The organism is Brevundimonas sp., assembly GCF_036400995.1.
Classification (GTDB): Bacteria; Pseudomonadota; Alphaproteobacteria; order Caulobacterales; family Caulobacteraceae; genus Brevundimonas.
Window position 1 is genome coordinate 1 of the sequence record NZ_DASWWG010000111.1, and the last position, 23,427, is coordinate 23,427.

24 protein-coding genes are annotated in these 23,427 nt (G+C 68.1%); 9 read left to right on the forward strand and 15 right to left on the reverse strand.

Annotated elements, in window-relative coordinates; translation table 11 throughout:
• Positions 1–503: 503 nt before the first annotated feature.
• Positions 504–932, reverse strand: a complete 429-nt coding sequence (locus VGE03_RS15200) for a CBS domain-containing protein (RefSeq protein ID WP_331047319.1) — start codon at positions 930–932, stop codon at positions 504–506.
• A 340-nt stretch (positions 933–1,272) separates the two neighbouring features.
• Between VGE03_RS15200 and hfaA the strand changes: the two genes are divergently transcribed.
• The 4 genes from hfaA to VGE03_RS15220 all read left to right on the forward strand — a co-directional run bounded on the left by hfaA (position 1,273) and on the right by VGE03_RS15220 (position 6,885).
• Positions 1,273–1,698 carry a holdfast anchoring protein HfaA gene (hfaA, locus tag VGE03_RS15205; RefSeq protein WP_331047320.1) on the forward strand — a complete coding sequence of 142 codons (426 nt, stop codon included), beginning with the start codon at positions 1,273–1,275 and terminating at the stop codon, positions 1,696–1,698.
• Complete coding sequence (gene hfaB, locus VGE03_RS15210; protein WP_331047321.1) at positions 1,695–2,711, forward strand: holdfast anchoring protein HfaB; 1,017 nt, start codon at positions 1,695–1,697, stop codon at positions 2,709–2,711. The genes hfaA and hfaB overlap by 4 nt, the downstream gene beginning before the upstream one ends.
• On the forward strand, positions 2,638–3,894 hold the full coding sequence (gene hfaD / locus VGE03_RS15215) for a holdfast anchor protein HfaD (RefSeq protein WP_331047322.1): 1,257 nt from the start codon (positions 2,638–2,640) through the stop codon (positions 3,892–3,894). Before hfaB ends, hfaD begins: the two co-directional genes overlap by 74 nt.
• A gap of 141 nt (positions 3,895–4,035) precedes the next feature.
• Complete coding sequence (locus tag VGE03_RS15220; RefSeq protein ID WP_331047323.1) at positions 4,036–6,885, forward strand: M16 family metallopeptidase; 2,850 nt, start codon at positions 4,036–4,038, stop codon at positions 6,883–6,885.
• 129 nt (positions 6,886–7,014) lie between these two features.
• On the opposite strand, the gene VGE03_RS15225 is transcribed toward VGE03_RS15220, so the two are convergent.
• Complete coding sequence (locus VGE03_RS15225) at positions 7,015–7,887, reverse strand: hypothetical protein (RefSeq protein ID WP_331047324.1); 873 nt, start codon at positions 7,885–7,887, stop codon at positions 7,015–7,017.
• Between the two features lie 139 nt (positions 7,888–8,026).
• Here VGE03_RS15225 and VGE03_RS15230 point away from each other — a divergent pair, with 139 nt between their 5' ends.
• Complete coding sequence (locus VGE03_RS15230) at positions 8,027–8,566, forward strand: PAS domain-containing protein (protein WP_331047325.1); 540 nt, start codon at positions 8,027–8,029, stop codon at positions 8,564–8,566.
• 101 nt (positions 8,567–8,667) lie between these two features.
• Positions 8,668–9,876, forward strand: a complete 1,209-nt coding sequence (locus VGE03_RS15235) for a cation:proton antiporter (RefSeq protein WP_331047326.1) — start codon at positions 8,668–8,670, stop codon at positions 9,874–9,876.
• Here VGE03_RS15235 and VGE03_RS15240 read toward each other — a convergent pair.
• Positions 9,873–10,403 carry a gamma carbonic anhydrase family protein gene (locus tag VGE03_RS15240; protein WP_331047327.1) on the reverse strand — a complete coding sequence of 177 codons (531 nt, stop codon included), beginning with the start codon at positions 10,401–10,403 and terminating at the stop codon, positions 9,873–9,875. The genes VGE03_RS15235 and VGE03_RS15240 overlap by 4 nt on opposite strands.
• Positions 10,404–10,689: 286 nt before the next feature.
• Here VGE03_RS15240 and VGE03_RS15245 point away from each other — a divergent pair, with 286 nt between their 5' ends.
• Positions 10,690–11,481, forward strand: a complete 792-nt coding sequence (locus VGE03_RS15245; RefSeq protein ID WP_331047342.1) for a PhoH family protein — start codon at positions 10,690–10,692, stop codon at positions 11,479–11,481.
• A 69-nt stretch (positions 11,482–11,550) separates the two neighbouring features.
• Here VGE03_RS15245 and VGE03_RS15250 read toward each other — a convergent pair whose 3' ends face one another.
• Entirely contained in the window at positions 11,551–12,810 is a 1,260-nt protein-coding gene (locus VGE03_RS15250) for a cation:proton antiporter (protein ID WP_331047328.1), read from the reverse strand.
• A gap of 179 nt (positions 12,811–12,989) precedes the next feature.
• Here VGE03_RS15250 and lspA point away from each other — a divergent pair, with 179 nt between their 5' ends.
• A complete protein-coding gene (lspA, locus tag VGE03_RS15255) occupies positions 12,990–13,496 on the forward strand; it encodes a signal peptidase II (protein ID WP_331047329.1) in 507 nt (168 codons plus the stop codon).
• Positions 13,497–13,557: 61 nt separating this feature from the next.
• The gene (locus VGE03_RS15260) at positions 13,558–14,121 is read left to right on the forward strand and encodes a DUF3035 domain-containing protein (protein ID WP_331047330.1); all 564 of its coding nucleotides are present in this window, start codon (positions 13,558–13,560) and stop codon (positions 14,119–14,121) included.
• A 61-nt stretch (positions 14,122–14,182) separates the two neighbouring features.
• Here VGE03_RS15260 and VGE03_RS15265 read toward each other — a convergent pair whose 3' ends face one another.
• The 11 genes from VGE03_RS15265 to VGE03_RS15315 form a co-directional block, all read right to left on the reverse strand.
• The gene (locus tag VGE03_RS15265; protein WP_331047331.1) at positions 14,183–15,088 is read right to left on the reverse strand and encodes a DMT family transporter; all 906 of its coding nucleotides are present in this window, start codon (positions 15,086–15,088) and stop codon (positions 14,183–14,185) included.
• A 64-nt stretch (positions 15,089–15,152) separates the two neighbouring features.
• Positions 15,153–15,638, reverse strand: coding sequence for a hypothetical protein (locus VGE03_RS15270; RefSeq protein WP_331047332.1), 486 nt, complete (start codon positions 15,636–15,638; stop codon positions 15,153–15,155).
• Positions 15,639–15,652: 14 nt separating this feature from the next.
• A complete protein-coding gene (ssb, locus tag VGE03_RS15275; RefSeq protein WP_331047333.1) occupies positions 15,653–16,147 on the reverse strand; it encodes a single-stranded DNA-binding protein in 495 nt (164 codons plus the stop codon).
• 194 nt (positions 16,148–16,341) lie between these two features.
• Positions 16,342–16,746: a hypothetical protein gene (locus tag VGE03_RS15280; protein ID WP_331047334.1), complete on the reverse strand. Its 405-nt coding sequence runs from the start codon at positions 16,744–16,746 to the stop codon at positions 16,342–16,344.
• On the reverse strand, positions 16,746–17,420 hold the full coding sequence (locus tag VGE03_RS15285; protein ID WP_331047335.1) for a hypothetical protein: 675 nt from the start codon (positions 17,418–17,420) through the stop codon (positions 16,746–16,748). Before VGE03_RS15285 ends, VGE03_RS15280 begins: the two co-directional genes overlap by 1 nt.
• A 72-nt stretch (positions 17,421–17,492) precedes the next feature.
• A complete protein-coding gene (locus tag VGE03_RS15290; RefSeq protein ID WP_331047336.1) occupies positions 17,493–20,219 on the reverse strand; it encodes a transcriptional regulator in 2,727 nt (908 codons plus the stop codon).
• 275 nt (positions 20,220–20,494) lie between these two features.
• Positions 20,495–21,331: a flagellin gene (locus VGE03_RS15295; protein WP_331047337.1), complete on the reverse strand. Its 837-nt coding sequence runs from the start codon at positions 21,329–21,331 to the stop codon at positions 20,495–20,497.
• A 128-nt stretch (positions 21,332–21,459) separates the two neighbouring features.
• The gene (locus tag VGE03_RS15300; RefSeq protein ID WP_331047338.1) at positions 21,460–21,744 is read right to left on the reverse strand and encodes a flagellar protein FlaG; all 285 of its coding nucleotides are present in this window, start codon (positions 21,742–21,744) and stop codon (positions 21,460–21,462) included.
• A gap of 92 nt (positions 21,745–21,836) precedes the next feature.
• On the reverse strand, positions 21,837–22,670 hold the full coding sequence (locus VGE03_RS15305; protein WP_331047339.1) for a flagellin: 834 nt from the start codon (positions 22,668–22,670) through the stop codon (positions 21,837–21,839).
• Between the two features lie 231 nt (positions 22,671–22,901).
• The gene (locus tag VGE03_RS15310) at positions 22,902–23,180 is read right to left on the reverse strand and encodes a hypothetical protein (RefSeq protein WP_331047340.1); all 279 of its coding nucleotides are present in this window, start codon (positions 23,178–23,180) and stop codon (positions 22,902–22,904) included.
• Positions 23,177–23,335: a hypothetical protein gene (locus VGE03_RS15315; RefSeq protein WP_331047341.1), complete on the reverse strand. Its 159-nt coding sequence runs from the start codon at positions 23,333–23,335 to the stop codon at positions 23,177–23,179. The genes VGE03_RS15310 and VGE03_RS15315 overlap by 4 nt, the downstream gene beginning before the upstream one ends.
• Between the last annotated feature and the right edge of the window lie 92 nt (positions 23,336–23,427).

Here is a 23,427-nt window from a genome sequence, read left to right on the forward strand (position 1 = left end):
GTCAGTGTCGACTGATAAACCCCGAAGGGTTATCGCCAGGACACCGCCGCCTGCGTTTCTCTTTCCAGATCAACGATTTCAAAGACCCGAGCCACCGAAGCAACCCAACCGTTTAACGCCCCGGTCCGCGGCGGAGGCGGCTATCTAGAGAGAGCCGATCCTCATGTCAACCGGGCTTTTCAGCCTTTTTGCGGAGAGAAGATCGAGACCTTCAGACCGCAAAAAACCGCTGGAGGAGAGCCGAGAGGCTGACCCCCAAGTTCGTTTCCGACGATTCGATTGGAGCGCGGAACCTAGCCAAACCACCCCGGAGAAGCAAGACCCTTTCGGCTCTTTTTTCCCGGTGGAGCCTGAAGACCGAAGTCTCCGTGGCCCCGGCGGCCGGCCCGTTTCCGAGCGAGGCGGCGATATACGCAGCGGCTTTCCGGACCGCAACCGGATTCCGGTCGATTTCCGAACTTTCTCACCGACTCCCGGTCATCGGACAGCGTCCGGTCCGGCGGTCATCCCGCCGCGATATAGGTCCTGAGGGACTCCGCCTCCCGCGAGGCCTCGGCGATCTGGCATTTCACCACGTCCCCGATCGAGATGACCCCGACCAGCCGCCCTTCGGTCAGCACCGGCAGGTGACGAATGCGACGGTCCGTCATTCGCTCCATCAGCACCGCGACGGTCTCGGCCGGCCCGGCGAAGACCACCTGCCCGGTCATGAAGTCGGACACCGGCCGCGCCAGGCCGCCCTCCCCGTGCCGCGCCACGGCCCGGACCACATCGCGCTCGGACAGCACCCCGACCACGCGGTCATCCTGACAGACCATCAGGGCGCCGACCCGCAACCGCTCCAGCTCGACGCAGGCCTCCCCCAGGCTCAGCCCGGGCGGGATGGTGAAAACGGCGCTTCCCTTGTCCTTGAGAATTTCGGCGACCAGCATGGCGGCGTCTCCCCTTCCCTTGAGAGCGCGGCCGCGGCGGGGCCGCATCAGACGGCAGGATCACCCGGATCGGGTCGGGAAGCAAATACCGGCCGCCCCCCGGACGATCCGCCTCCACGGCCCGATCACCGGGAAACCGGAGCCCGCCGGCCAAAGGGCGGACCGTCCTGCACTCTATAGAGACACGGCATGGAGGCGACGCCCCCTCCGGCGCGCCGTCCTCCAGGCCTCCGCCGACGCAGACCGGCGCTCTGGCAAGTCATCCTTAATAACCATGTCCCAGATTGGCGCCCGGAGCGCCTGGCGCTCCATAAACCGTGTCTCGTGGGAAAACGCCGCCATGCCCGTCAGGATCGAGGTCGCCGCCCCCGTCACCCTTGCCGCCCTTGTGCTCGCCGGCGCCGCCGCAGCCCAGTCGGCCGGGTCGTCGGGTATGGGAACCTACACCGCCGGCTACGGCGGCTCGCGCTACACCACGGCCCAAGCCCAGAGCGGGTCGACCCGGGACGCCAACGGCAACCGGCTGATCGTCAACGGCATCATCCAGACCGGGGCCAGCGCCTATTCCAGCACCTCGGGCGGCGTGGGCTATGCGGGCTCCGCTTCGGGCAACGGCCAGACCATCGGCGGCTCCACCGCCATCGGCAACAGCCTGAACGTCGTCGTCCAGGGCAACCACAACACGGTCATCGTCAACTCCAGCCAGGTCAACAACGGCAATGTCACCGCCGGAACCGACCTGAACGGCACCCTGAGGCTTCCATGAGCGGCGGACGATCCCTGCGTGTGATCAGGACCCTCGGCGTCGCCTGCGCGACGGCCGCCCTGCTGGGCGGTTGCATCTCCTCGAGCGCCGGGCCGCGCGGCACCTACGCCACGCCGATCGGCAATGCACCGGTGACCGCCAACCCGAGCCCCTACTCCGCGGCGCTGGTCTGCATGGCCGACTACGCCCGCCGTTACAGCCTGCCCTCGCCGCGCATCGCGGTGGGCCGCATCGCCGACTACACGGGCACGGTCTCGGCCGACGGCGGCCGTCAGGTGACCGGCGGCGCCTCCCTGATGGCGATCACCGCCCTCGGCAAGGCCGGCGCGCGGCAGGTCGAACGCTATGACACCTCCGTCTCCGAGATGGAGCTGCGCTACGCCAACAACCGCCTGATCGGCGACGAGGGCGCGGGCGGAGCCGAGGACATCCAGTACCGCCGGATCATCGCCGGTTCGGTGCCCGGGTCCGACTTCTACATCGTCGGCGGCATCACCGAGGTGAACTACAACATCCGCTCGGGCGGGTTCGACATGGCCGCGGGCCAGGCCTCGACCGACACCCCGCTGTCGGCGGCCTTCGCCGGCAAGGCGTTCGTGATGAACATCGCCATCGACCTGCGTCTGGTGCAGACCACGACGCTCGAGGTGGTCGATGTGGTCTCCTACCAGAAGCAGATCATCGGTCGTGAGATCTCGGCCGGCGTCTTCGACTTCCTGAACGGCAACGTCTTCGACATCTCGGCGGGCGAAGGCGCGCTGGAGCCGGTGCAACTGGCGGTCCGCGCCCTGGTGGAGCGCGCCGTGGTCGAGTTCATGGCCAACCTGTACGGCGCGCCGGGGCCCGAGGTCTGCCTGCAGGCCGGCCAGGACCCGCTGGCGGGCACCGTCAGCATCACCGGCGGCTACTATCCGGCCTATCCCAACACGGACACCAACAATGGTCAGACCCGTGCAGATCCGTCTCGCTGGCACGATCGCCGCGACGGTGATGTGCGTCGCAGCCGCTACTGAGGCCGCCGCACAGACGCCCCCGCAGGACGACAGCATCGTCCTGAACAACCAGCTGCAACTGGGCGACGTCTTCGCGGACCAGACGCTGAATGTCGTCGACTCGCAGGATCAGGTTACGGTCGGGACCACCGCCAACGGCAACGCCGCGTCCGGCGCCGTGGAGAACGGCAGCGTCACCGTCCGCTCGACCCAGGACATGCGCGGCGACGCCATCGCCACCACCTCGGTCACCCTGGGCGGCGACACCTCGGGCCCCGTCGCGGTCCAGTCCAACGCCGGCGGCAACTATCTGGCGGTCAGCGGCTATGACGCGAACGTCACCGTCGAGGCAACCCAGCGCAACACCGGCGCGCTGGTCGGCGCCCTGACCGAGGTCGGCGACGAGAACGCCCGCCTGCTGGCCGGCGGCGTGGTGTCGGCCACCGCCACCTCGAACACCGTTTCGCTGTACGGCGAGGGCAGCGTCGTCCAGGGCACGGTCGAGCAGTCGTCCTCCGCCACCGTGCGCGCCTACAGCCGTCTGGACAGCCAGTATGTCCCGGCCGCCGCCGAGGTGCAGGCCCAGGCCATGGGCAACGCCATCGGCGTGAACAGCGGCCAGACCTCCGGCCAGGACCTGGCCTTCGACCAGACCTCGACCGCCGACTTCATCGAGGCCGAGGCCAGCGCCAACACCGGCAACGGCTGGGATCTGGCGGCCCGCGCCCGGGCGGTCGGCAACTACGCCAACAGCTACAACTCGGGCGGCTCGGTCGTCACCGGTTCGGCGCAGGACAATTCGTCCTTCATCCGCTCGGCCGCCACCACCACCGCCTACGACTACGGCCGGGCCCAGGCCTATGCCAGCGGCGCGGGCAACCAGCTGTCCGTGGGCAACAACGACATCTACGTCGAGATCGACAACAGCCAGATCAACACCGGCGGGGTCGAGGTCACCTCCACCTTCCAGGGCACGAACGGCTACGACGTCTACGTCGGCGCCGAAGCGACCGGCAACGCCGTCACCGGCTATGCCTGCTCTGAGTGCCAGGGCTATCTGGAAGCGCGAAACACCCAGACGAACTCCGGCGACGTTTCGGCCCAGGCCAACACCGTCGTCAGCGGCTCGAACCGTTCGGTGATCTCCAGCGCCACGGCGACCGGCAACTCGGCGACCTTCTACGTCTCCCGCCCGACACATTAAACTTCCGTAACTTGAGCCGTTTCGCCCCGTCGCCGAAGGGTTGCGGCGGGGCGTCGGCGTTATTTCAGGATCGCGGTCCCTCCAGATTTGCCGGCGCGCCCGTACGGGCTTCGAAATGCGCCTTCGGAGAGTGACTGACCCATGCGTTCCGCCCGCCGTCTTCTTCTGCTCGTGGCCGCATCGGCCGCCGCCCTGACCGCCGCCGCGCCCGCGCTGGCGCAGCAGGTCGCGCCGACCGACCCCTTCGCCCAGACGACCAGCGACATCCCCGCGGATTCCAACGTCCGTTACGGCGTCCTCCCGAACGGCATGCAGTACGCGATCCTGCGCAACGCCAGCCCTCCCGGACAGGCCTCGTTCCGCCTGCGCATCGACGCCGGCTCGCTGATGGAGAACGAGAACCAGCTGGGCCTGGCGCACTTCATGGAGCACATGGCCTTCAACGGGACGACCAACATCCCCGAGAACGACCTGCTGCGCATTCTCGAGCGTCTCGGCCTGGCCTTCGGCGCCGACACCAATGCCTCGACCGGCTTCGACCAGACCCTCTACATGCTGGAGCTGCCGCGCACGAACGACGAGACCGTCGACACTTCGCTGCGCATCATGCGTGAGCAGGTTTCGGAAGCCCTGATGGCTCCCGATGCGGTCGACGCCGAACGCGGCGTCATCGAAGGCGAGGAGCGCCTGCGCAACACGCCCGGCCTGCGCTCGATCAAGGCCCAACTGGCCCTGCTCGCCCCCGGCCAGCGCATCTCGCAACGTCTGCCGATCGGCGACCTGAACATCATCCGCACCGCGCCGCGCGAGCGCTTCGTGGAATTCTATGAAGCCTACTATCGCCCGTCGCGCGCGACCTTCGTGGCCGTCGGCGACTTCGACGTCGACGTCATGGAAGCCAAGATCCGCGCCGCCTTCGAAAGCTGGGAACCCAAGGCCGCCGATGGTCCGGAGCCTGACCTGGGCACGGTCGCGCCGCGTCAGCCGGGCACCAGCATCCTGGTCGAGCCGGGCATCCAGTCGAACATCCAGCTGAACTGGACCAAGGCGCCCGATCTGGATCCGGACACCGTCGCCGAGCGCCGCGACAACCTGCTGCGCAACCTGGGTCTGGCGGTCCTGAACCGTCGCCTCGGCGAGATCTCGCGCGGCGACAACCCGCCGTTCACTTCGGCCGGCGCCAACCAGTCGACCCTGGCCGACAGCGTCGAGATCGCCTCGATCTCGGCCAGCTTCAATCCGGGCGGCTGGCAGGCCGCGCTGGACTCGATCGAGCAGGAGCAGCGTCGTCTGGTCCAGTACGGCGTCTCGGACGCTGAACTGCAGCGCGAGATCACCGAGTACCGCACCGCGCTGGAGAACGCCGTCGCCGGCGCCGCCACGCGCCGCACCCCGGCCCTGGCCAACGGCATCGCCGGCTCGGTGAACAGCCGCTCGGTCTTCTCCTCGCCGCAGACCAACCTGGACCTGTTCAACGCGGCCGTGGAAGGCCTGACGGCCGCCCAGGTCAACGAGACCCTGCAGTCGGTCTTCACCGGCGGCGGACCGCTGGCCCTGGTCGTCACCCCGGTCGAGATCGAGGGCGGCGAGCAGGCCGTCACGGCCGCGCTGGAGGCGTCGCGCCGCACGCCGGTCTCCGCTCCGGCGGCCCAGGCCGAACTGCAATGGCCCTACACCCAGTTCGGAACCCCGGGCGCGGTGGCCCAACGCCGCGAGATCGCCGAAGTCGGCGCCACCGTCGTGACCTTCGCCAACGGCGTGCGCCTGACTGTCAAGCCCACGGACTTCCGTGACGAGCAGATCCTGGTCAGCGTCCAGACCGGCATCGGCGAGCAGAGCCTGCCCATTGATCGCGCGACGCCGCAGTCGCTGGCCAGCTTCTTCGTCGCGCCGGGCGGCCTGGGTCGCCTGACCTTCGACGAGATGAACCGGGTCCTGAACGGCCACGTCTACTCGGCGGGCTTCTCGGTCGGCAGCGACAGCTACGCCTTCTCGGGCGCCACCCGTCCGGCGGACCTGAACCTCGAGATGCAGGTCCTGACCGCCTACCTGACCGACCCCGGCCTGCGCGCCGCGCCGTTCGAGCAGATCAAGGGCCTGTTCCCGCAGCTCATCGCCCAGCAGATGGCGACTCCCGGCGGCGCCTTCGGCATCCAGGCTTCCGGCCTGCTGGCCAGCGGCGACAAGCGGGAGACCCTGCCGACCGCCGAGGAGGTCGCCTCCTGGACCATCGCCGACGCCCGCGCGGGCATCGTCAGCGGCCTGAGCACCGGTCCGATCGACGTGGTCATCGTCGGTGACGTGACGGTGGACGACGCCATCGCCGCCGTCGCCCCGACCCTGGGCGCCCTGCCCCGCCGTGGACCGGACGCCGCTCCTGCGCCGGGCGCGACCGAGATGCGCTTCCCGGCCGGCACCCCGACCCCGGTTCGCCTGACCCACAACGGTCCGGCCGAGCAAACCCTGGCCTATATCGCTTGGCCGACCACCGACGCCGTCGACGACCGCACGGAAGCCCGCCGCGTGTCAATCATGAGCGAGGTTCTGAAGCTGCGCGTCCTGGAGGTCATCCGCGAGCAGCAGGCCCTGGCCTACTCGCCGGGCACCGGCGCCAGCGCGTCGGACACCTACCGCGGCTACGGCTCGGTCTCGATCCGGGCCGAGATCGCCGCGGACAAGGTGGACGCCTTCTATGCGGCGGTGGATTCGATCGTCGCCTCGATGCGCGACAATCCGCCGAGCGAGGATGAACTGAACCGCGCCCGCCTGCCGGTGATCGAGGCGCTGCGCCGCAGCCAGGCCGGCAACGAGTACTGGCTGGGCCAGCTGTCGGAAGTCGCCGAGAAGCCGGGCGATGTGGAACAGACCCTGAGCCACATCTCGGACCTCGAGGCCGTCACTCCGGCGGACGTTCAGGCGCTGGCGCGCCAGTACCTGCGCGACGACACCGCCTGGAAGGCCATCGTGGTCTCGGCCCAGGCCCAGCAGTAGGCGACAAAAAAGGCCCCGGTCCTTGGACCGGGGCCAGTTTCGCTTCTCAGGATCGCCGACGGAGAGCCGACGACCTCACGACTCTAGTCTCTCCCGCCTGACGGCAGGCTGAACACGCCGTTCAACGGATCAGAAGACCCGCCCGCCGACGCCGCCGTCCAGGTTCAGGACGCCGCCCGTCACGGCCATGCCGGACTGTTCCACCACTTCCTCGCGGTAGGCGGTGTAGGTCTCTTCCCGGACCCAGGTCAGGATCTTCACGCCCGCGCCGTAGCGGCGTAGCAGCGAGCGCTCGTTGCACTCCCGCTCGGCCCGCTGGGCCCGGCATTCGAGGTTGCCGCCGCCGTACCAGAGCGCCTCGCCCTTGCGGCAGCTGATCGTTTCGCCGTGGTCGAAGCGAACCTCGCCCTCGTATTCGGCCCAGGTGTACTGCAGGGCGGTGCCGGCCAGGCAGCGGTACAGCTCGCCCTCATAGCCGCCGTCGACCTCCCGGTCCGGACGGACCTGCGAGGCGGGATGCGGGATCGCGCGGTCGTCGATGCAGACGGCCTGGATGACCACCCGCTTCTCCCAGCGGCGGCGCGATTCATAGGGGACCCGCACCACCTCGCGGATGCGCGCGCCCTCGACGTTCAGGCCGTTGATGGTGGTCGGATAGGGCTGATCCACCGTGACATAGGCCGAACCGCCGCCGCTGACCCAGACGGAGCCGCCCGCACGGGCGTTCAGGCCCACATTGCCCCGCGCGGTGGCGTTCGCATTGGCGCCGGCGTTGACGTTCACATTGACGTTCAGGTTGCCGCCGCCGCAGCAGGACGGGGGCGGAGGCGGCTCGCAGCACACCGGCGGGGGCGGAGGCGGCGGCGGGGGCGGCGGCTCGCAGCACGGCGGCGGCGGCGGCGGGCAGCCGCCGTTGCACTGGGCCGCGGCGTCATCGGCGACCGCCGACAGGGCCAGGAAGCCCGCCGCGGCCGGCAGCCAGGTCATGATCCGCACCCCCATGGGCCGACCTCCAGATAAGTTTGCGCACGACCCGCGAGACGCGCGGATCGCTCCAGCGGACATCAGAACCCCAAAAGCCTTGCATTTCCGTTGCCTTCACGGCCCGGGCCTTGCGGCGTTCCGTCCCGAGGCGAATGCAGTGTTTCATCCCGATACGCAGTTTCTGATCGACCACTGGACCGGGCTCGCCCGCGCGGGCGCGGTTCGCGGCGGGATTCCGTCGCGTGGTGCCCTTCGCCCGGAGGCGTTCGGGCGGCGTCTTCCCCGCGCCTTCCTGGCGGATCGCCGCGACGGCCGGAGCGTTCTGACACTGGCCGGGACCGGTCTGGAAACCGTCTGGCGTCGACCGCTCGCCGGTCAGGACCTGACCGACCTGTGGACCGCGGGGTCCGTCGATCTGGTCGAACAGGCGGTCGCCCAGGCGGTGCGCGAGGCCCGGCCGGTTGTCGTCGCGGCCATGACCGACGCCGAGCCCGCTCTGGCGCTCGAAATGGTCGTCGCTCCGCTCAGAGGTGCTTCGGAACGGCCTGACCGGGTGCTGGGCCTGTTCGCGCCGACGACTGCGCTCACCGCCGGCGCCGAGGCGCCCCGCCTGATCGCCCGCGTCGCCGTCGCCGCCGGCTCGCCCGGGCGACCCGCGCTCAGCCTGGCCGCCGTCGAGGGCCGCCGGATCGCCTGATAGCGGTGACACGATTTGACGTGCCTTTTGTTCGGGGCTGGACATAACGTCGCGAAATCGCCCGTTCGAGGCGAGTCACGGCCGTTCGGGGGGACGCCAGAATGCACATGACCACCACCGAGATCTTCCTGATCGCCATGCTGTTGATCTTCAGCGTGCCGTATCTGGTGTGGCGGGTGTTCAAGACCGACTACTGGGCCCCGCTGGTGGTCGTGCAGATCATCGGCGGCATCCTGCTGGGACCGGGCGTCCTCGGAGCGGCCTTCCCCGAATACTACAGGTTCGTCTTCAACAAGGACGTCATCACGGCCCTGAACGGCATCGCCTGGTGGGCGGTGATGATCTTCGTCTGGATCGCCGGCATCGAGCTGGACCTGAAACAGGCCTGGAAACACAAGGGAGAGACCGGGGTCACCGCCGGACTGGCCCTGACCGTCCCCCTCGCCTTCGGCGCTCTGGCCGCGCTCGGCATGCTGGCGGTCAGCCCCGCGTGGGCGGGCCCGAAGGGCGAGACCTGGCAGGTGGTGCTGGGCATAGGCATGGCCTGCGCCGTCACGGCGTTGCCGATCCTCGTCCTGCTGATGGAGAAGATGGAGATCCTGCGCCAGCCGCTGGGCCAGCGCATCCTCCGCTACGCCAGCCTGGACGACATCGCGATCTGGGGCGTGCTGGCCCTGATCCTGCTCGACTGGGAGCGGATCGGCCGTCAGGGCGCCTTCCTCGTCGGCTTCGCGGCCGCCACCGTCGCCATCCGCATGATCATGGTCCGCATCCCGCAGAAGGACCGCTGGTACGTGTCCCTGATCTGGCTGGCCGCCTGCGGCTTCGCCGCCGACTGGGCCGGCCTGCACTTCATGGTCGGCGCCTTCCTGTCCGGCGCGGTTCTGGACAGCGAGTGGTTCGACCAGAAGCAGATGGACCAGTTCCGCAACCACATCCTGCTGGCGGTCATGCCGGTCTTCTTCCTGTCCACCGGCCTTCGGACCCAGTGGGACGTCGGCGGCCTGATGGTCTTCGGCGCGGCCGCGGTGCTGCTGTTCGCCTCGGTCGCCGGCAAGCTGCTGGGCGTCCAGATCGCGGGCAAGGTCCTGAAATGGGAGAAGGGCGAGGCTTCGATCATCGGCTGGCTGCTTCAGACCAAGGCCCTGATCATGATCATCTTCGCCAACATCCTGCTGGACAAGGAGGTGATCACCAACACGACCTTCACCGCCCTCCTCCTGATGGCGATCGGCTCCACCATGCTGACCACGCCGGTCGTGGCCCCGCAGCTGAAGAAGCTGCGCGGCCTGCTGACCAAGACGGGCTAATCCAGCTCGGTCAGATCGGTGACGTAACGCTTCCAATTCTGGACGTAGTGCTGCGCGGAAACGCGCAGCGCTTCGATCTGGCCCGGCTCGAGTTCGCGGACCACCTTGCCGGGCTGCCCCATGACCAGGGAGTTGTCCGGGATCACCTTGCCTTCGGTGATCAGGGCGTTGGCGCCGATCAGGCAGTTCTTCCCGATCTTCGCCCGCCCCAGCACCACCGCCCCGATGCCGATCAGGGTGTTGTCCCCAATCTCGCAGCTGTGGAGCATGACCATGTGCCCGACGGTCACGCCGTCCCCGATGGTCAGGGGTTCGCCGGGGTCCGAATGCAGGACGCTGCCGTCCTGGATATTGGTGTCGCGACCGATGGTGATCGGATCGTTGTCACCCCGCACCACCGCGCCGAACCAGACACTGGCGCCCGGCTTCAGAATCACGTCTCCTGTCACCACAGCATTAGGCGCAATCCAGTATTCGCCCTCCGGGGGAAGCTGCGGTTTCTTGTCCGCCAACGCATAGATCGTCATCGAAACATCACCTCATCTTTGGCTTAATCAGCGCTTTAAGCCTTCGTAAACCACGCTAGCATCAATCTGTTGATGCGATTCGAGGCCGCCATTTCGGCCCCGGATCGGTAACCGGATCAAGCCCGGTCCGGTCAAGCTGGGGGAACGCTGTGGCGCGTTCGGTTCGGCGGCTGCGGCCGCTGGAAGTTGGATACTCCTCCGACCCGGGCGGGTGCTGCGCATCCTCTCCTTTCCTCCCCACGATCGTTCGAGGCGGTGCTTTCGCGGCATCGCCTTTTTTCATGCCCTGGAGGCGTCCATGACCAAGCGTTCGGCCCTGAAGCGTCAAACCCGTGAAGCGTCGCGTGAGTTCGGAGTGCTCGATACGAGCCAGTTCATCCAGGACGCCAAGGTCAGGCGGTTGCCGACCCATGCCGGTTGGTCGCCGCATCCCTCGAATGACGAACGCGACCAGGCTTATCTGAAGACGCTGAAGCCCAAGTCGGACGGCCAGGCCGAACTGATGACGATGATCGATCATCACAACCTGGTGCTGGCGCTCGGTCCCGCGGGCACCGGCAAGACCTATCTGGCCGTGGCCAAGGCGGTCGAGGCGCTGGAGGCCGGCAAGGTCGGCCGCATCGTCCTGAGCCGTCCCGCGGTGGAGGCGGGCGAGTCGATCGGCTTCCTGCCCGGCGACATGGAGGACAAGCTGGCCCCCTATCTGCGGCCCCTCTACGACGCCCTGTCCGACCGCCTCAGCATGAAGCGGGTCAAGGCGCTGATGGCCGAAGGCCTGATCGAGATCGCCCCCATCGGCTACATGCGCGGCCGCACGCTGAACAACGCCTTCATCGTCGTGGATGAAGCCCAGAACTGCACCTACACCCAGCTGAAGATGCTGCTGACCCGTCTGGGCTGGCACTCGACGATGGTGGTGACCGGCGACCCGCAACAGTCCGACCTGCTGCCGGGCATCTCGGGACTGGCGGACATCGCCGAGAAGCTGTCGGCGGTGCCGGACATCGGCGTGGTCAAGCTGGCGGAACGGGACATCGTCCGCCATCCGCTGGTGGCCAGCATGATCGGCGTCCTCTGACGCCAGCCTCCGCCTGAAACGGAAAAGGGGCGCCGGATCGACCGGCGCCCCTTCTTCTTTGGGCCTGCCTCAGATCAGCGAGGTGACCGGCGGCGTCTCCTTGGCCGGCGGCTTGGGCTTGCCGCCCAGCCGGTCGATGAAGGCGAAGACGAACGGGTTCAGCGAAATCGACAGCAGGGCCGCCGCGAGGATCAGGTTCTGCGTCTCGGGCGCCATGCCCCCCAGGTCGACGCTCATCTTGGTCAGGATGAAGGAGAACTCGCCGATCTGGGCCAGCGCCGCCGCCACCGTCAGGCTGGTCGCCTTGTCCAGTTTGAACGCCGTGGTGATCACCAGTGCCGCGATCGACTTGCCGATGATGATGATGGCCAGAACGCCCAGAACGCTCAGGGGGCGTTCGATCAGGATATGCCAGTCGAAGAGCATGCCCACCGAGACGAAGAACAGGACGGCGAAGGCGTCCCGCAACGGCAGCGACCGCTCGGCGGCGTTGTGGCCCAGCGGAGAGCTGTTGAGCACCAGCCCCGCCAGGAAGGCGCCCATGGCGAACGAGTGGAACAGGGCGTAGGCGACCCAGGCGATGCCCAGGGCGATGGCCAGGACGCCGAGGGTGAACAGCTCGCGGGACTTGGTGTGGGCGATGCGGACCAGCACCCACGGCAGCACCTTGGCGCCCACGACCAGCATGACGGCGGTGAAGGCCGCGACCTTGAACAGGGTCCAGCCCATGGAGGCGGCCAACTGCCCGCCGTTCACCTCGACGCCCGGCTGAACCACGATCAGCGGCAGCACCACCAGAGCGATGACGATCACCAGATCCTCGACGATCAGCCAGCCCATGGCGATCTTGCCGACGTCGCCCTTGACCTGTTTGCGTTCCTCCAGCGCCCGCAGCAGCACAACGGTGGAGGCGACAGACAGGGCGAAGCCCATCAGCAGCGCTTCGACATCGCCCATGCCCAGCAGGCGGCCCAGCCCCCAGCCCAGAACGGTCGCGGCGGCGATCTGCACCAGCGCGCCCGGGACGGCGATCTTGCGGACCTTCATCAGGTCGGCGAGCGAGAAGTGCAGCCCGACCCCGAACATCAGCAGGATCACGCCGATCTCGGCCAGCTGGGGCGCCAGTTCCTGATCGGCGACGAAGCCGGCCGTGTGCGGCCCCACCACAATGCCCGCCACCAGATAGCCGACCAGCGGCGACAGCTTCATCCGGTTGGCGATCATGCCGAACACAAAGGCCAGCACGAAGCCCCCGACCAGTGTCAGGATCAGGCTGTCAGCGTGGCTGGCGGCAGTGGTGGCGTGCTGGGCCACGTCGGCATGCGTCATCGGCGCTCCTTCAGGTGCGTGCGGGGAATCCTTGCGGGTTGAAGCTGGACATTTGGGGCCTCAAGGCCGGTCGAACAAGCTGAAACCACCCCGCCGCGACCCTGTGCCACGACAAAAAGACCCTTCGCGCGGCTGACCGGGGCTGCTAACCCGGACCGCTCATTTTCTCAGCGACCCGAATGAAAATCCCCCGCATCGCCTACGCCGCCTACGGCTTCGCCCTGATCGTCGTCATCCTCGACCAGTTGACCAAGGCCTGGATCATGTCCGGCCTGGACCTGATGGAAGTCGGCCGGGTGCCGGTCCTGGCGCCGATCTTCAACTTCACCTGGGTCGAGAACCGGGGCGTCAGCTTCGGCCTGTTCGGCGACGGCTCGGCCCGCTGGGTGCTGAGCGTGTTCTCGGTCGTGGTCGCCGCCGGTCTGGGCTGGTGGGCGCTGAAGGCGGACCGCCGTCTGCTGATCACCGCCATCGGCCTGATCATGGGCGGGGCCATCGGCAACGTCATCGACCGGATTCGCTTCGGCTACGTGGTCGACTTCCTCGATTTCTCGGGCACCGGCGTCTTTCCGTGGGTGTTCAACATCGCCGACAGCGCCATCACCGTCGGCGTGATCCTGCTGATCATCGACAGCCTGCTCACCGACCGGGCGGCGAAGGTTGGCCTCGCCGCCGAAAAGTCGTAATCAACCGCTTCCACTAGGGTTTCCGCGCGCGCCTTGTCGGCGCGCCGCACCGGGATTGATCATGCGTCTTCGCACTACCGCCGTTCTGACCCTGGCCGCCTCGGCTCTCGCCCTGGGCGCCTGCACGAACATCCAGCAGAGCATCGGCCTGTCCAAGGTGACGCCGGACGAGTTCCTGACCGTCTCGACCGCGCCGCTGACCGTGCCGCCGGAGTACGGCCTGCGCCCGCCGGCGCCGGGCCAGCCGCGCCCGCAGGAACTGGCCCCCGAATCGGCCGCCCGTCAGATCCTGCTGGGTCAGCGCCAGTCGGTGACCCGTTCGCCGGGCGAACAGCTGCTGGTCGCCCAGGCCGGCGGCGATCGCGCCGACCCCCTGGCCCGCTACGTCGTGGACGACGAGTTCGGCGACCTGACCCACAAGGAAGAGAGCTGGGCCAACCGCATCATGTTCTGGCGCCGCGAGGATCCCTCGACCCAGACCGCGATCACGGCCCAGACCGCTGAAGGCGCCGTCACCATCGACGCCGCCAGCGAATACGCCCGCGTTCAGGCCCTGACCGGCGGCCGCGCCGGCATCAGCATCACGCCGCGCCGCGACACCGGCTTCAAGCTGCCGGGCCTCTAAGGGCTCGCGACAGCTGCACAGAATCAGGCCCGGACGTTCGCGTCCGGGCCTTTTTCGTTGCTCAGGACTTGGCCGCTCCGGCCCGCAGACCGCGCTCGGCGATGGCCACCACGCCGACCCCTGCCAGGGTCATGGCCGCCCCGGTCAGGATCTGGGGCGTCAGCACATCGCCCAGCCAGGCCCAGCCGATCAGGATCGAGACAACCGGCGTCGCCAGCAGATAGGGCGTCACCCGCCCCGCCGGCCTCTTCTGCACCAGCCAGAAGACCAGGGTCGTGGCCAGAACCGACGACACGATCCCCGCCCAGATCAGGCAGGCCCAGATCAGGGCGTCGGCCCGCTGCAGCGCCTCGACCTGTCCCCGCTCGAAGAAGGCTGAAGCGAAAGCCAGCGTGGGCAGGGCGACGAGCGCCAGCAGTCCCTGCATCTTCAGCGGCGGAATGGAGGTGGTGCGGCGCGCGATGACGGTCGTCAGGGCCCAGGCGCCGGCGGCCACCACGCCGACCGCGACACCCTTCCAGTCCTCGATGGCGTGGGCGTCCAGCGTCATCCAGGCGACACCGAGGAAGGCGACGCCCATGCCGATCAGGGCGGCCCGCGACAACTTCTCGCCCAGCAGCAGGAAGGCGAACAGGGCCGTGAACGGCACCCACAACTGTGTCGCGACGGAGACCGGGCTGACATCGTGCGCCAGCCAGAAGGCCAGATAGACCAGCCCGTAGTGCAGCGGGCCGCCGATACAGACGATCAGCAGCAGGCTTTTCCAGTTCGGGAAGGGCGGACGGACAAAGGGGATCAGGCAGGCCGCGGCGATGGCGAAGCGCAGGGCTCCGGTCATCAGCGGCGGCAGGACCTCGGTCGCGACCTTGGCCGCGGCGTTGTTGACGCCCCAGATGACGACGATCGCCACGATCGCGGCGATCTCGAGCGGGCTGAGCGGGCTGTGGGGCTTGTCGGGGGTGATCACCCCGACGCTATCGCACGTCCGGCCGCCGGGACCACCTCAAGAACCATGTCCCGACGTTTCGTCGTCAGGGCGCAACGCGGCGTTCGACCCGACGCAGCATCGGCGCGCCCTCGACCTGGGTGACCAACATGTCGCCGGCCCGCGCGTCACCGTCAGGCGCATCCAGGATGTTGCACTCGAACGCCTGGAAGGGTTGCCCGTCCCGGAGCATCAACAGGATGCCGGGCCGCGGCCAGCGGACGGTGTAGGTGACGCCGTCCATGGCGTCCGCCTGGTCCAGGGCGTTCTGGATTTCACTGTAGGAGCCCTTGGGCCGGTTGGAGGCCATGTAGATCAGGCTGACCTGCCCGGCGGGGCCGACGGTGTAGCGGGTCCACTCATGCGGAGCGCGCGCATAGAAGGCCTCCACGCCCGGCTCGGCGGCCCGGATGGAGACGAGGCTCCAGGTCCCCGCGATATTGTCCGGGCCACAGGGCGCGGCGGCCGCCGGGACGACGGCGCCGGCCAGGGTCAGGGCCAGGGCGGCGACAGAAACCGGAAGTCGCTTCATGCCGCCCTCCCCGATCAGAACGGGATGTCGTCGTTCAGGTCGTAGCTTTCCTTCGGGCCCGACGGCTTGTTGGCGCCGCCGGTCGAGAAGCCCGACGAATAGTCGTCGTCGCCGCGACCCCCGCCGCCGTAACCGCCGCCGCCCGAGGCGCCGCCTTCAGCGCGGCCGCCCAGCATCGTCAGCTCGCCGCGGAACTTCTGCAGCACGATCTCGGTCGTGTACTTCTCGACGCCGCCCTGCTCGTACTTGCGGGTCTGCAGCGCGCCCTCGATGTAGATGGTCGAGCCCTTCTTCAGGTAGTTCTCGACGACCTTCACGATGTTCTCGTTGAAGACCACCACCCGGTGCCACTCGGTCTTCTCCTTGCGCTCGCCGGTCGTCCGGTCGCGCCAGGTTTCCGAGGTCGCCAGCGACAGGTTGGCGACCCGCTCGCCCGAGTTGAGGGTGCGGATTTCGGGGTCGCGCCCCAGGTTGCCGACCAGAATGACCTTGTTGACGCTGCCCGCCATCATCGAGCTCCTTTAGCTAGCTGGCCCACCGCGCTTCGCGCTGATTCAGGCCTTTCACATCTGGCCTAGCGCGCTTTCGCGCCGCCGGGGCCGTTTTGTCTTCGCCATCCACAGAACTCGGACGGAAGCCGGATTTGTTCCATCTTTGTTCCCGCCTGTCCAGTCATGCGCCGGACCGGGCAGGACGGGGATCGTTACTGGCCGGGAACGACCGGCGCCTGCTCGATGGCGCCGGGCACCGCCAGACGACCGTCGCCGGTGCGGGCCAAGGCCATGAAGCGCGAGCCTTCCAGGCTCTTGCCGAACCAGACGCCCGCCCGATCGATGAAGATGAACTGCCCCTGATAGGCCCCGGTCACCTCACGACGGTTGCCGCCCAGATTGAGGAAACGCAGGCGCATCTCCTCCAGCCGCGCGGCGCAGAACTCGATCTGGGTCTGGTCGCGCGCGACGACGTTGAAGGTCGGCGGCTTGCCGTCGACGCCCGGCTCGACGGCGTAGCAGACGCCTGGCTCGGAGGGGGCCTCAACACCGCCCGCGCAGGCGGACAGGGCGACAGCGCCGGTGGCGAGGGTCAGCAGGAAGAGAACGCGCTTCATCAACGAAGTCCCGGGAACTGGCAGCTGCGATCCTGATCCGCGAGCGTGCGGAAGCGGTTGTTGTCCGGCGACTGTTCGACGCGGCGCGGCACCAGACGCAGGGTGGTTTCGCCCCAGCGGCCGTACAGGGCCTCGCCCGGACGGACGCAGGTGCCCGCGTACAGCTCCTGCACGCACTGGTTCAGGCTGACGCCCGACGACACCATCCGCCAGTCCGAGCCGGTGTAACGCAGGCACTGGGAGCCGCTGGCCGCCTGCACCGTCGGCTGGGCGGGCTCCGTCGACTCGACCGGGGTCGCGTCAGCCTTGGGCTCGACCAGTTCCTCGGGCGGCGCCGCGGGCGGCGGGGTCAGGGAGGCGGTTGGCGCGGCGACCAGCGCGCCGGTGGCGTCGACGCCGACATCCAGGGCGTCGGTGGCCAGACCGTTGCGGCGGGCGCAGTCGGTCAGGGTCGCCATGCCGACGAACTGGCCGTCGACGTAGCAGCGCAGCTCACGGGTGGAATCCAGCCCCGGGGCGTCGGCGACGGCGACGGTCAGACCGCCCTGGGACGCAGGCGGCGGCTCGGCCGGGCCTTCGTCCCGACCGCCCGACACCATCAGACCGATGATGATGGCGATCACGACGGCCACGGCGGCGCCGATCAGGATGAGGATTCGATTGTCCTTGGGCATGCAGGGCTCGCGCGAATTGAGCGCCCAATAACCCCGCCGAAGCGGGGGCCGTCAACGCCTTATGGGCGCGACCTAGCCGCCGGTCAGGCGCGAAAGCGCCGCCTGATAGTTGGCCAGTTGGGCCGTCAGGTAGGCCGGAGCCGTGCCGCTGACCGCCGGGGTGTTGGATTCCGGGGACAGCCCGCGATAGGCGTCGCGGATCGCCTTCATCGCCGCCTGGATCTTCTCACCGGCCGCCTTGACGGCGTCGGCGTCGTTCAGGGTCAGGTTGGTGGGCAGCCCGAGGCCGAAGGTCTTGGTGACGTCATCGCCGCTGGTCCGGCCGATATAGCCCTGCGACAGGCCGAGCCCCGCCAGCGCGTCCCTGCCGGTCTCGCCCGAGGTCAGGACCGCGCCCTTCACGCCGTCACGCGCCGAGATCGACAGCCGCTGCAGACCGGTCCGCAGGGCCGTGGCCAGGTCTCCGGGCTCGGCGTCCTTCGCGGATTCCGAGGACACCGTGACCTTCAACTTCATGTTCGAGGCCTGCTCGATCTTGCGCGCAAGCGTCTGCAGGGTGTCCCGCGCCTCGATGGTCACCGCCACGGCCCGCCCGCCGTCGGCAGGCGAGACATAGAAGCGATCCCCTACCCGCAGCGAGGTGGCGTTGACCAGGGTCTTCGACTGGCTCTGCTCGATCTCGCCCTGCGGCAGGCCGAGGCGGTCCAGCACGCTGGCTCCGCCCTTGGCGACCGCCAGCGTCAGTGGCGAGGCCTGGGCGTTGTCGCCGTCCCACTCGCGACGCCACTCGACGGCGCCGGTCGTGGCGTCAATCCGCGTCAGATAGCCCCGGGTGGGATCATCCGTTTCGGCGCCTTCGGCACGATCGGCGACGCCGGTCAGCCAGACCTTCCCGTCGAGGATCTTCATGTCCGCCGCGCTGTCATCCCCGGCCCCGCCGATATAGGTGACCCGGTCCGCGGCGGAGGCCGTCAGGCTGCCGTCGATGACGGCGACAAAGGCGTCCTTGCCGCCATGATGCGCGGACGTGACCGTTCCGGCGTCGAGCGCGGCGTTTCGCGTCGTGCCGCTGATGACGACCTTCCCGTCCACCACGGCCAGCCCGCTGATCTCTCCGCTCGCCTCGCCCAGGTCACGCGTGGCGGTCAGGGTCGGCTTGCCGTCGGTCCCCAGCGCGAACTGGCGCACCACGATGCGGCCGTCCTCGACGCCGGCGGAATAGAGGTTGTTCCCGTCGATCGCGACGGCGTCCACGCCGTCCGTGCCGGCGGTGCCGAACTGGGCCGTCCCGGTCGCTGTCGCGACGACCGGCGCGTATTTGTGGGCCTGCGTTTCGGTGAAGGCCTGGACGTAGCCGTCCCATCCGCCGACGCCGACCGCGCCGGTCATCGACGACTGGGCGCGCCCCGCCACATAGACCGTTCCATTGGGCCCGAAGCTGACCGAGGTCGCCTCATCCGCCGCGCGGGCGCCGCGACGCTGGGTCCAGATTTCCTGTCCCTCGGCGTCGAACACGGTGACGAAGCTGTCGGCCACCGTCGCCACGTCGCCGGTCTTGCCCGCCTCAAGCGCCCCGGTGACCGACCCGGCCACGGCGACGCGGCCGTTCTCGTCAACCGCAATCGCATAGCCGCTGGCGGTGGAGGCCGCGCCCAGCGCCTGGGTCATCACCACCCGACCGGCGGAGTCCAGCTTGATCAGGGCGACGTCCTTCTGCCCCTTGATCGGCTGGTTGTCCGGCCCGGCGGTCAGGTCTGCGACCAGCCAGACCGAGCCGTCCGGCCCGGTCGCGCTGGCGCGGACCGTCTCGACCCCGTCCGGCAAGGCCGTCTGCGAGGCGCGTCCGTCCACCCACTGGGTTTCGCCGATCCCGGCGATGGGCGCCGGGGCGTCGCCGCCGGTGTCGCTCTGGAACTTCAGCATCTCCAGGCCGCCGGCGGTCCCGGCGTTCTGCACCACATAGACCGCATCGGCGGATTCGGCCGGAGTGAAGCTGACCTTCTCGGTCGTCACGCCACGCACCACCAGGGCGAACTGGTCCGGCCCAGCCGGGAGGGTGATCGTCTTGCCGCTGACGGTAATCGTCTTGGGCTCGGGCTTCACCAGCTCCCGCCCGATACGGGTCTCCAGGCCCTGGGCCTCCAGCTTGCCGTTGATATGGTCGAGCACATTGGTCAGCGAGCGGGGCGTCGTCCCCATGTCGTTCAGGTCGATGGCGACATCGACGACGCTGTTGTCGCTCTTGCGGACGGAGATGTTGAACTGGACCTCGCCCGCGAACGCCGGCGACAGGGAATCCGGCGAGCCTTCGTGGATCGGACCGGTCACCGAAACGGCCGCGTCACGGGCCACCGCAGCGGTCGTCTTGCTGGTCGTCGAGGAGGTGCCCTGCACCAGCCGGATGCCGTCCAGATCGGCGGTCGGGATCCATTTGCTGATCTCCGCCATCCCGGCGGCGAAGCGTTTGTTCAGTTGCGACAGCTCAAGCGCGCCGACGCCCTTGGTCCCGGCCCGGTTCACCAGGGCGTTCATCGACTCCAGCCCGGAGTAGAGGGCGAACAGCTTCCTGTAGTCGTTGGACGCGCCCTTCACGTCCAGCTGGGCCGCGCCTTCGTTGATGAAGTTCCGCCCGCCCAGGGCGGCGCGCAGGAGGGCGCTCTGCTCCGGGGCCTTGACGTTCGTCGACCAGGGCGGCGTCGGCTGGGCCTTGGACTGCGCCAGGGCGGACGCAGTCGCGTAGGACGTCGTGGTGGACGACGTCCCGCCGAATAGCCCGAGAAGATAGCTGTTGTTGATCACAGGCGGCTCCCGCGCCTCAGTGTGACGGCTGAGCCGTAACGAGCCCTTAACACCGGCCCGCGGCGGTTCCGGAGACAGAACCGGCGACTCGGGGAACAATGATCCTCCGCGCTCGTTGAAAGCGCGCCTGATACGGAGGAGTACCCGATGAGTGCCTTCGTCAACACCTTGAAATCGTTACTTGCCCTGTACGGCTTCGGGCCGCGCGGCGGTCTGCGCCGGCGACCCGAGCCGATCTCGATCGGACGATCAGGAGGCCGACGCCTCGCCTGACGTCAGCCGCCCTGGAACAGCGACAGGATGATCTGCGGCGCCTGGTTTGCGATCGACAGCGACTGGGCGCCGAGCTGTTGTTGAACCTGCAGGGCCTGCAGTCGGGCGCTTTCCTTGGCCAGGTCGGCGTCCACGAGGTTGCCGATGCCCGACTCCAGCGTGTCGATCAGCTTCGACACGAAGGTATTGTGCGCCTCGATCTGCTTGGCCTGGGCGCCGATCTCGCCGAGCGCCGCGTTCAGCTGGGTGATCGAATCGTCCAGCTTGGCCAGCGCATTGGTCGCGCCCGTCAGGGTCAGCAGGCTGTCGGTCAGCGACAGTTCCAGGATGGAGCCGCCCAGCGACAGGTTCTTCGAGGACAGGGTCACGAAGGCCGAAGCGTCGGCGTTGGCCAGGAATTTGATGCCGTTGGTCAGCGACCCGTTCAGGATGTTGCCGCCGTCGAAGCTGGCGTTGTCCACCGCCGACTGGATCGCCTTCATCAGGGCCTTGAAGTCCGCGTCCAGCAGTTGGCGCGACTGGGTCTTCAGCGAGCTGTCCTTCGCCGCGGTTACCTTTTCCTTCAGCTGGTTCAGGAGGTCCGACACCGACTCGCCCGCCGACAGGGCCACATCGGCGATCGAGGTCGCGCGATCCAGGCTCTGCTTCACCGCTCCCAGCGCGCCGACATCCGCCCGCTGCGTCTGGGCGATGGCCCAGATGGCGGCGTTGTCCTTGGCGCCCTGAACCTTCAGGCCGGTCGAAACACGCCCCTGAACGTCCGCCAGGCGGTTGTTGGTGGTGCTCAGATTCTGCAGCGCGATCTGTGCAGCGACGTTGGTGTGGACGCTATTCGTCATCCGACTCAGCCCTTCGAGGTTTGCACAAGGCTAAGTCGCTAAGGGTGCACACATGGTTAACGCCGATTCACCACGCGTCTTAACCGCGCGGATCGCTCCAGCGCGGCGGATCGGTCTTGAAGGTGGCGTCAGGCCCGGGTGTCGATCACCGCGCCGGCGCTGTAGTCCGCGCTCCGCATCAGATCGACGACCTGTTCGCGGGGAAACTGTTTGACGACCTCACCCGTCAACCGGTCCATCGTCTTGTAGATGAACGATCCGGTTTTCGGACCTTCCTCGATCACCAGACGGTAGCGAGCGACCTGTTCGGCCTCCTGCTGCGCCCTGGCGTCACGGGAATCTCCGCCGGTGGCGACGGACGTATTCGAGACGTCGTACGCGTTTACTGCGCTTACTTTCGCATTGCTTTGCATATCTCCTGCCGACCGGCGTCAACGGCGGCTCCCTTTCAAGGGGACCGGAGCGGTTGGGCGGGATCCTGGGACCCCGCCCTTCCGATCGTTCCTTAGCGGAACAGTCCCAGCAGCGTGGAGGTCGAGGAGTTGGCGATCGACAGAGCCTGCACACCCAGCTGTTGCTTGGTTTGCAGCGCTTGCAGTCGGGCGCTTTCCTTGGCCAGGTCGGCATCGACCATGTTGCCGATACCGGACTCGATCGTGTCCTGGAGCTTCCCGACGAAGGTCAGGTGCGTTCCGAAGGCCTTGGAGCCGGTGCCCAGACGGGCCAGCGAGGCCGACACGTTGTCGATCGAGGCGTTGACGGCAGCCAGGGCGGTGCCGGCCAGGGTGGCCGTACCGATGGTGGTGGTCGCGGTGATCGTGACCTTACCGCCGCCCAGCGACAGGTTCTCGCCGGCGACCTTGATGGTGGTGCCGCCGGTGTTGGCCAGGGCCTTGTAGCCGCCCGTGCCGGTCGAGTTGTCGAGCAGGTTCACGCCGTTGAACTTGGCGTTCGAGACCACGGTCGCGATCTGGTCGCGGATGGCCTTGAAGTCTTCGTTCAGCGCGGCGCGCGCCGAGGTGGTCAGGCTCTTGTCGGTGGCCGACAGGGCCTTTTCCTTCAGCTGGACGAGCAGGTCAGAGACCGACTCACCGGCCGACAGGGCCACGTCCACGGCCGACTGACCGCGGTTCAGGCTGTCCTTGACAGCGTTCAGGGCGCTGACTTCCGAACGTTGCGAGGTGGCGATGGCGAAGACGGCGCCGTTGTCCTTGGCGGACGAGACGATCTTGCCGGTGTTGATGCGGTTTTGAACCGTTTGCAGTTCGCTGTTGGTGACCGACAGGTTCTGCAGGGCGATCATCGCGCCCGCGTTCGTGTTAACGCTATTCAGCGCCATGGCACGTAGTCCTTCTTTCAAGGTGTCCGACGCCATTTTGGCTGCCGGGAGCATTTTGCTCGACAGGCCTCGGAGCAAGGATGGGACCAGTCTCATTTCGGCCATGCCAGACCGGCGATCATTGTTTTTGTTGCGTTAGTTCCTGTTAAGCACGTCCGGCGCCCGGCAAGGATGGCCGAGCTCCCGGCAGAATGTGCCGGGTGAGCAGGCAAAAACTGCCGGGTCCGCCGCTCAATCCCGGTTTCGCCGCCGGATGGACCAGAGCAGACGCAGGCCGGTGACCAGCTGGTGAGCGGTCGGCGCGACGAGGTAGAGCACCATCGTGAGGGCCAGCAGTCCCATCAGCGCATCGGTCAGGCGCGGCGCGGCCTCCGGCGGAATGGCCGGGATCAAACGCCACAACAGCAGCCAGGCGGCGCCTGTGGTGGCGAACACATACAGGCGTCGCCAGAGCCAGCGCCCCTCCGCCAGGGGCGACGGGCGCGATCCCGCGGGGTCAGCGCTGCTCATCGATCATCCTCCGGATCATCGAAGCGCCAGCCGTGACGCCGCCACCCGAAGTCGGACGCCGCCATCAGCTCATCCCTCGTGAGCCGCTCCGGAACCTCGCGGGCCTCCGGGTCCAGCAGGTCGGCGTCATCAAACGCCGGGTCGAGTTCCGTCATGGTCCTCATCCCTGCGCCGTCAGCCAGACCACGCCGGACGCGCCCGCCCCGCCCGCACCGCCCGCGCCGGTCCCGGCGCCGCCCCCGCCGCC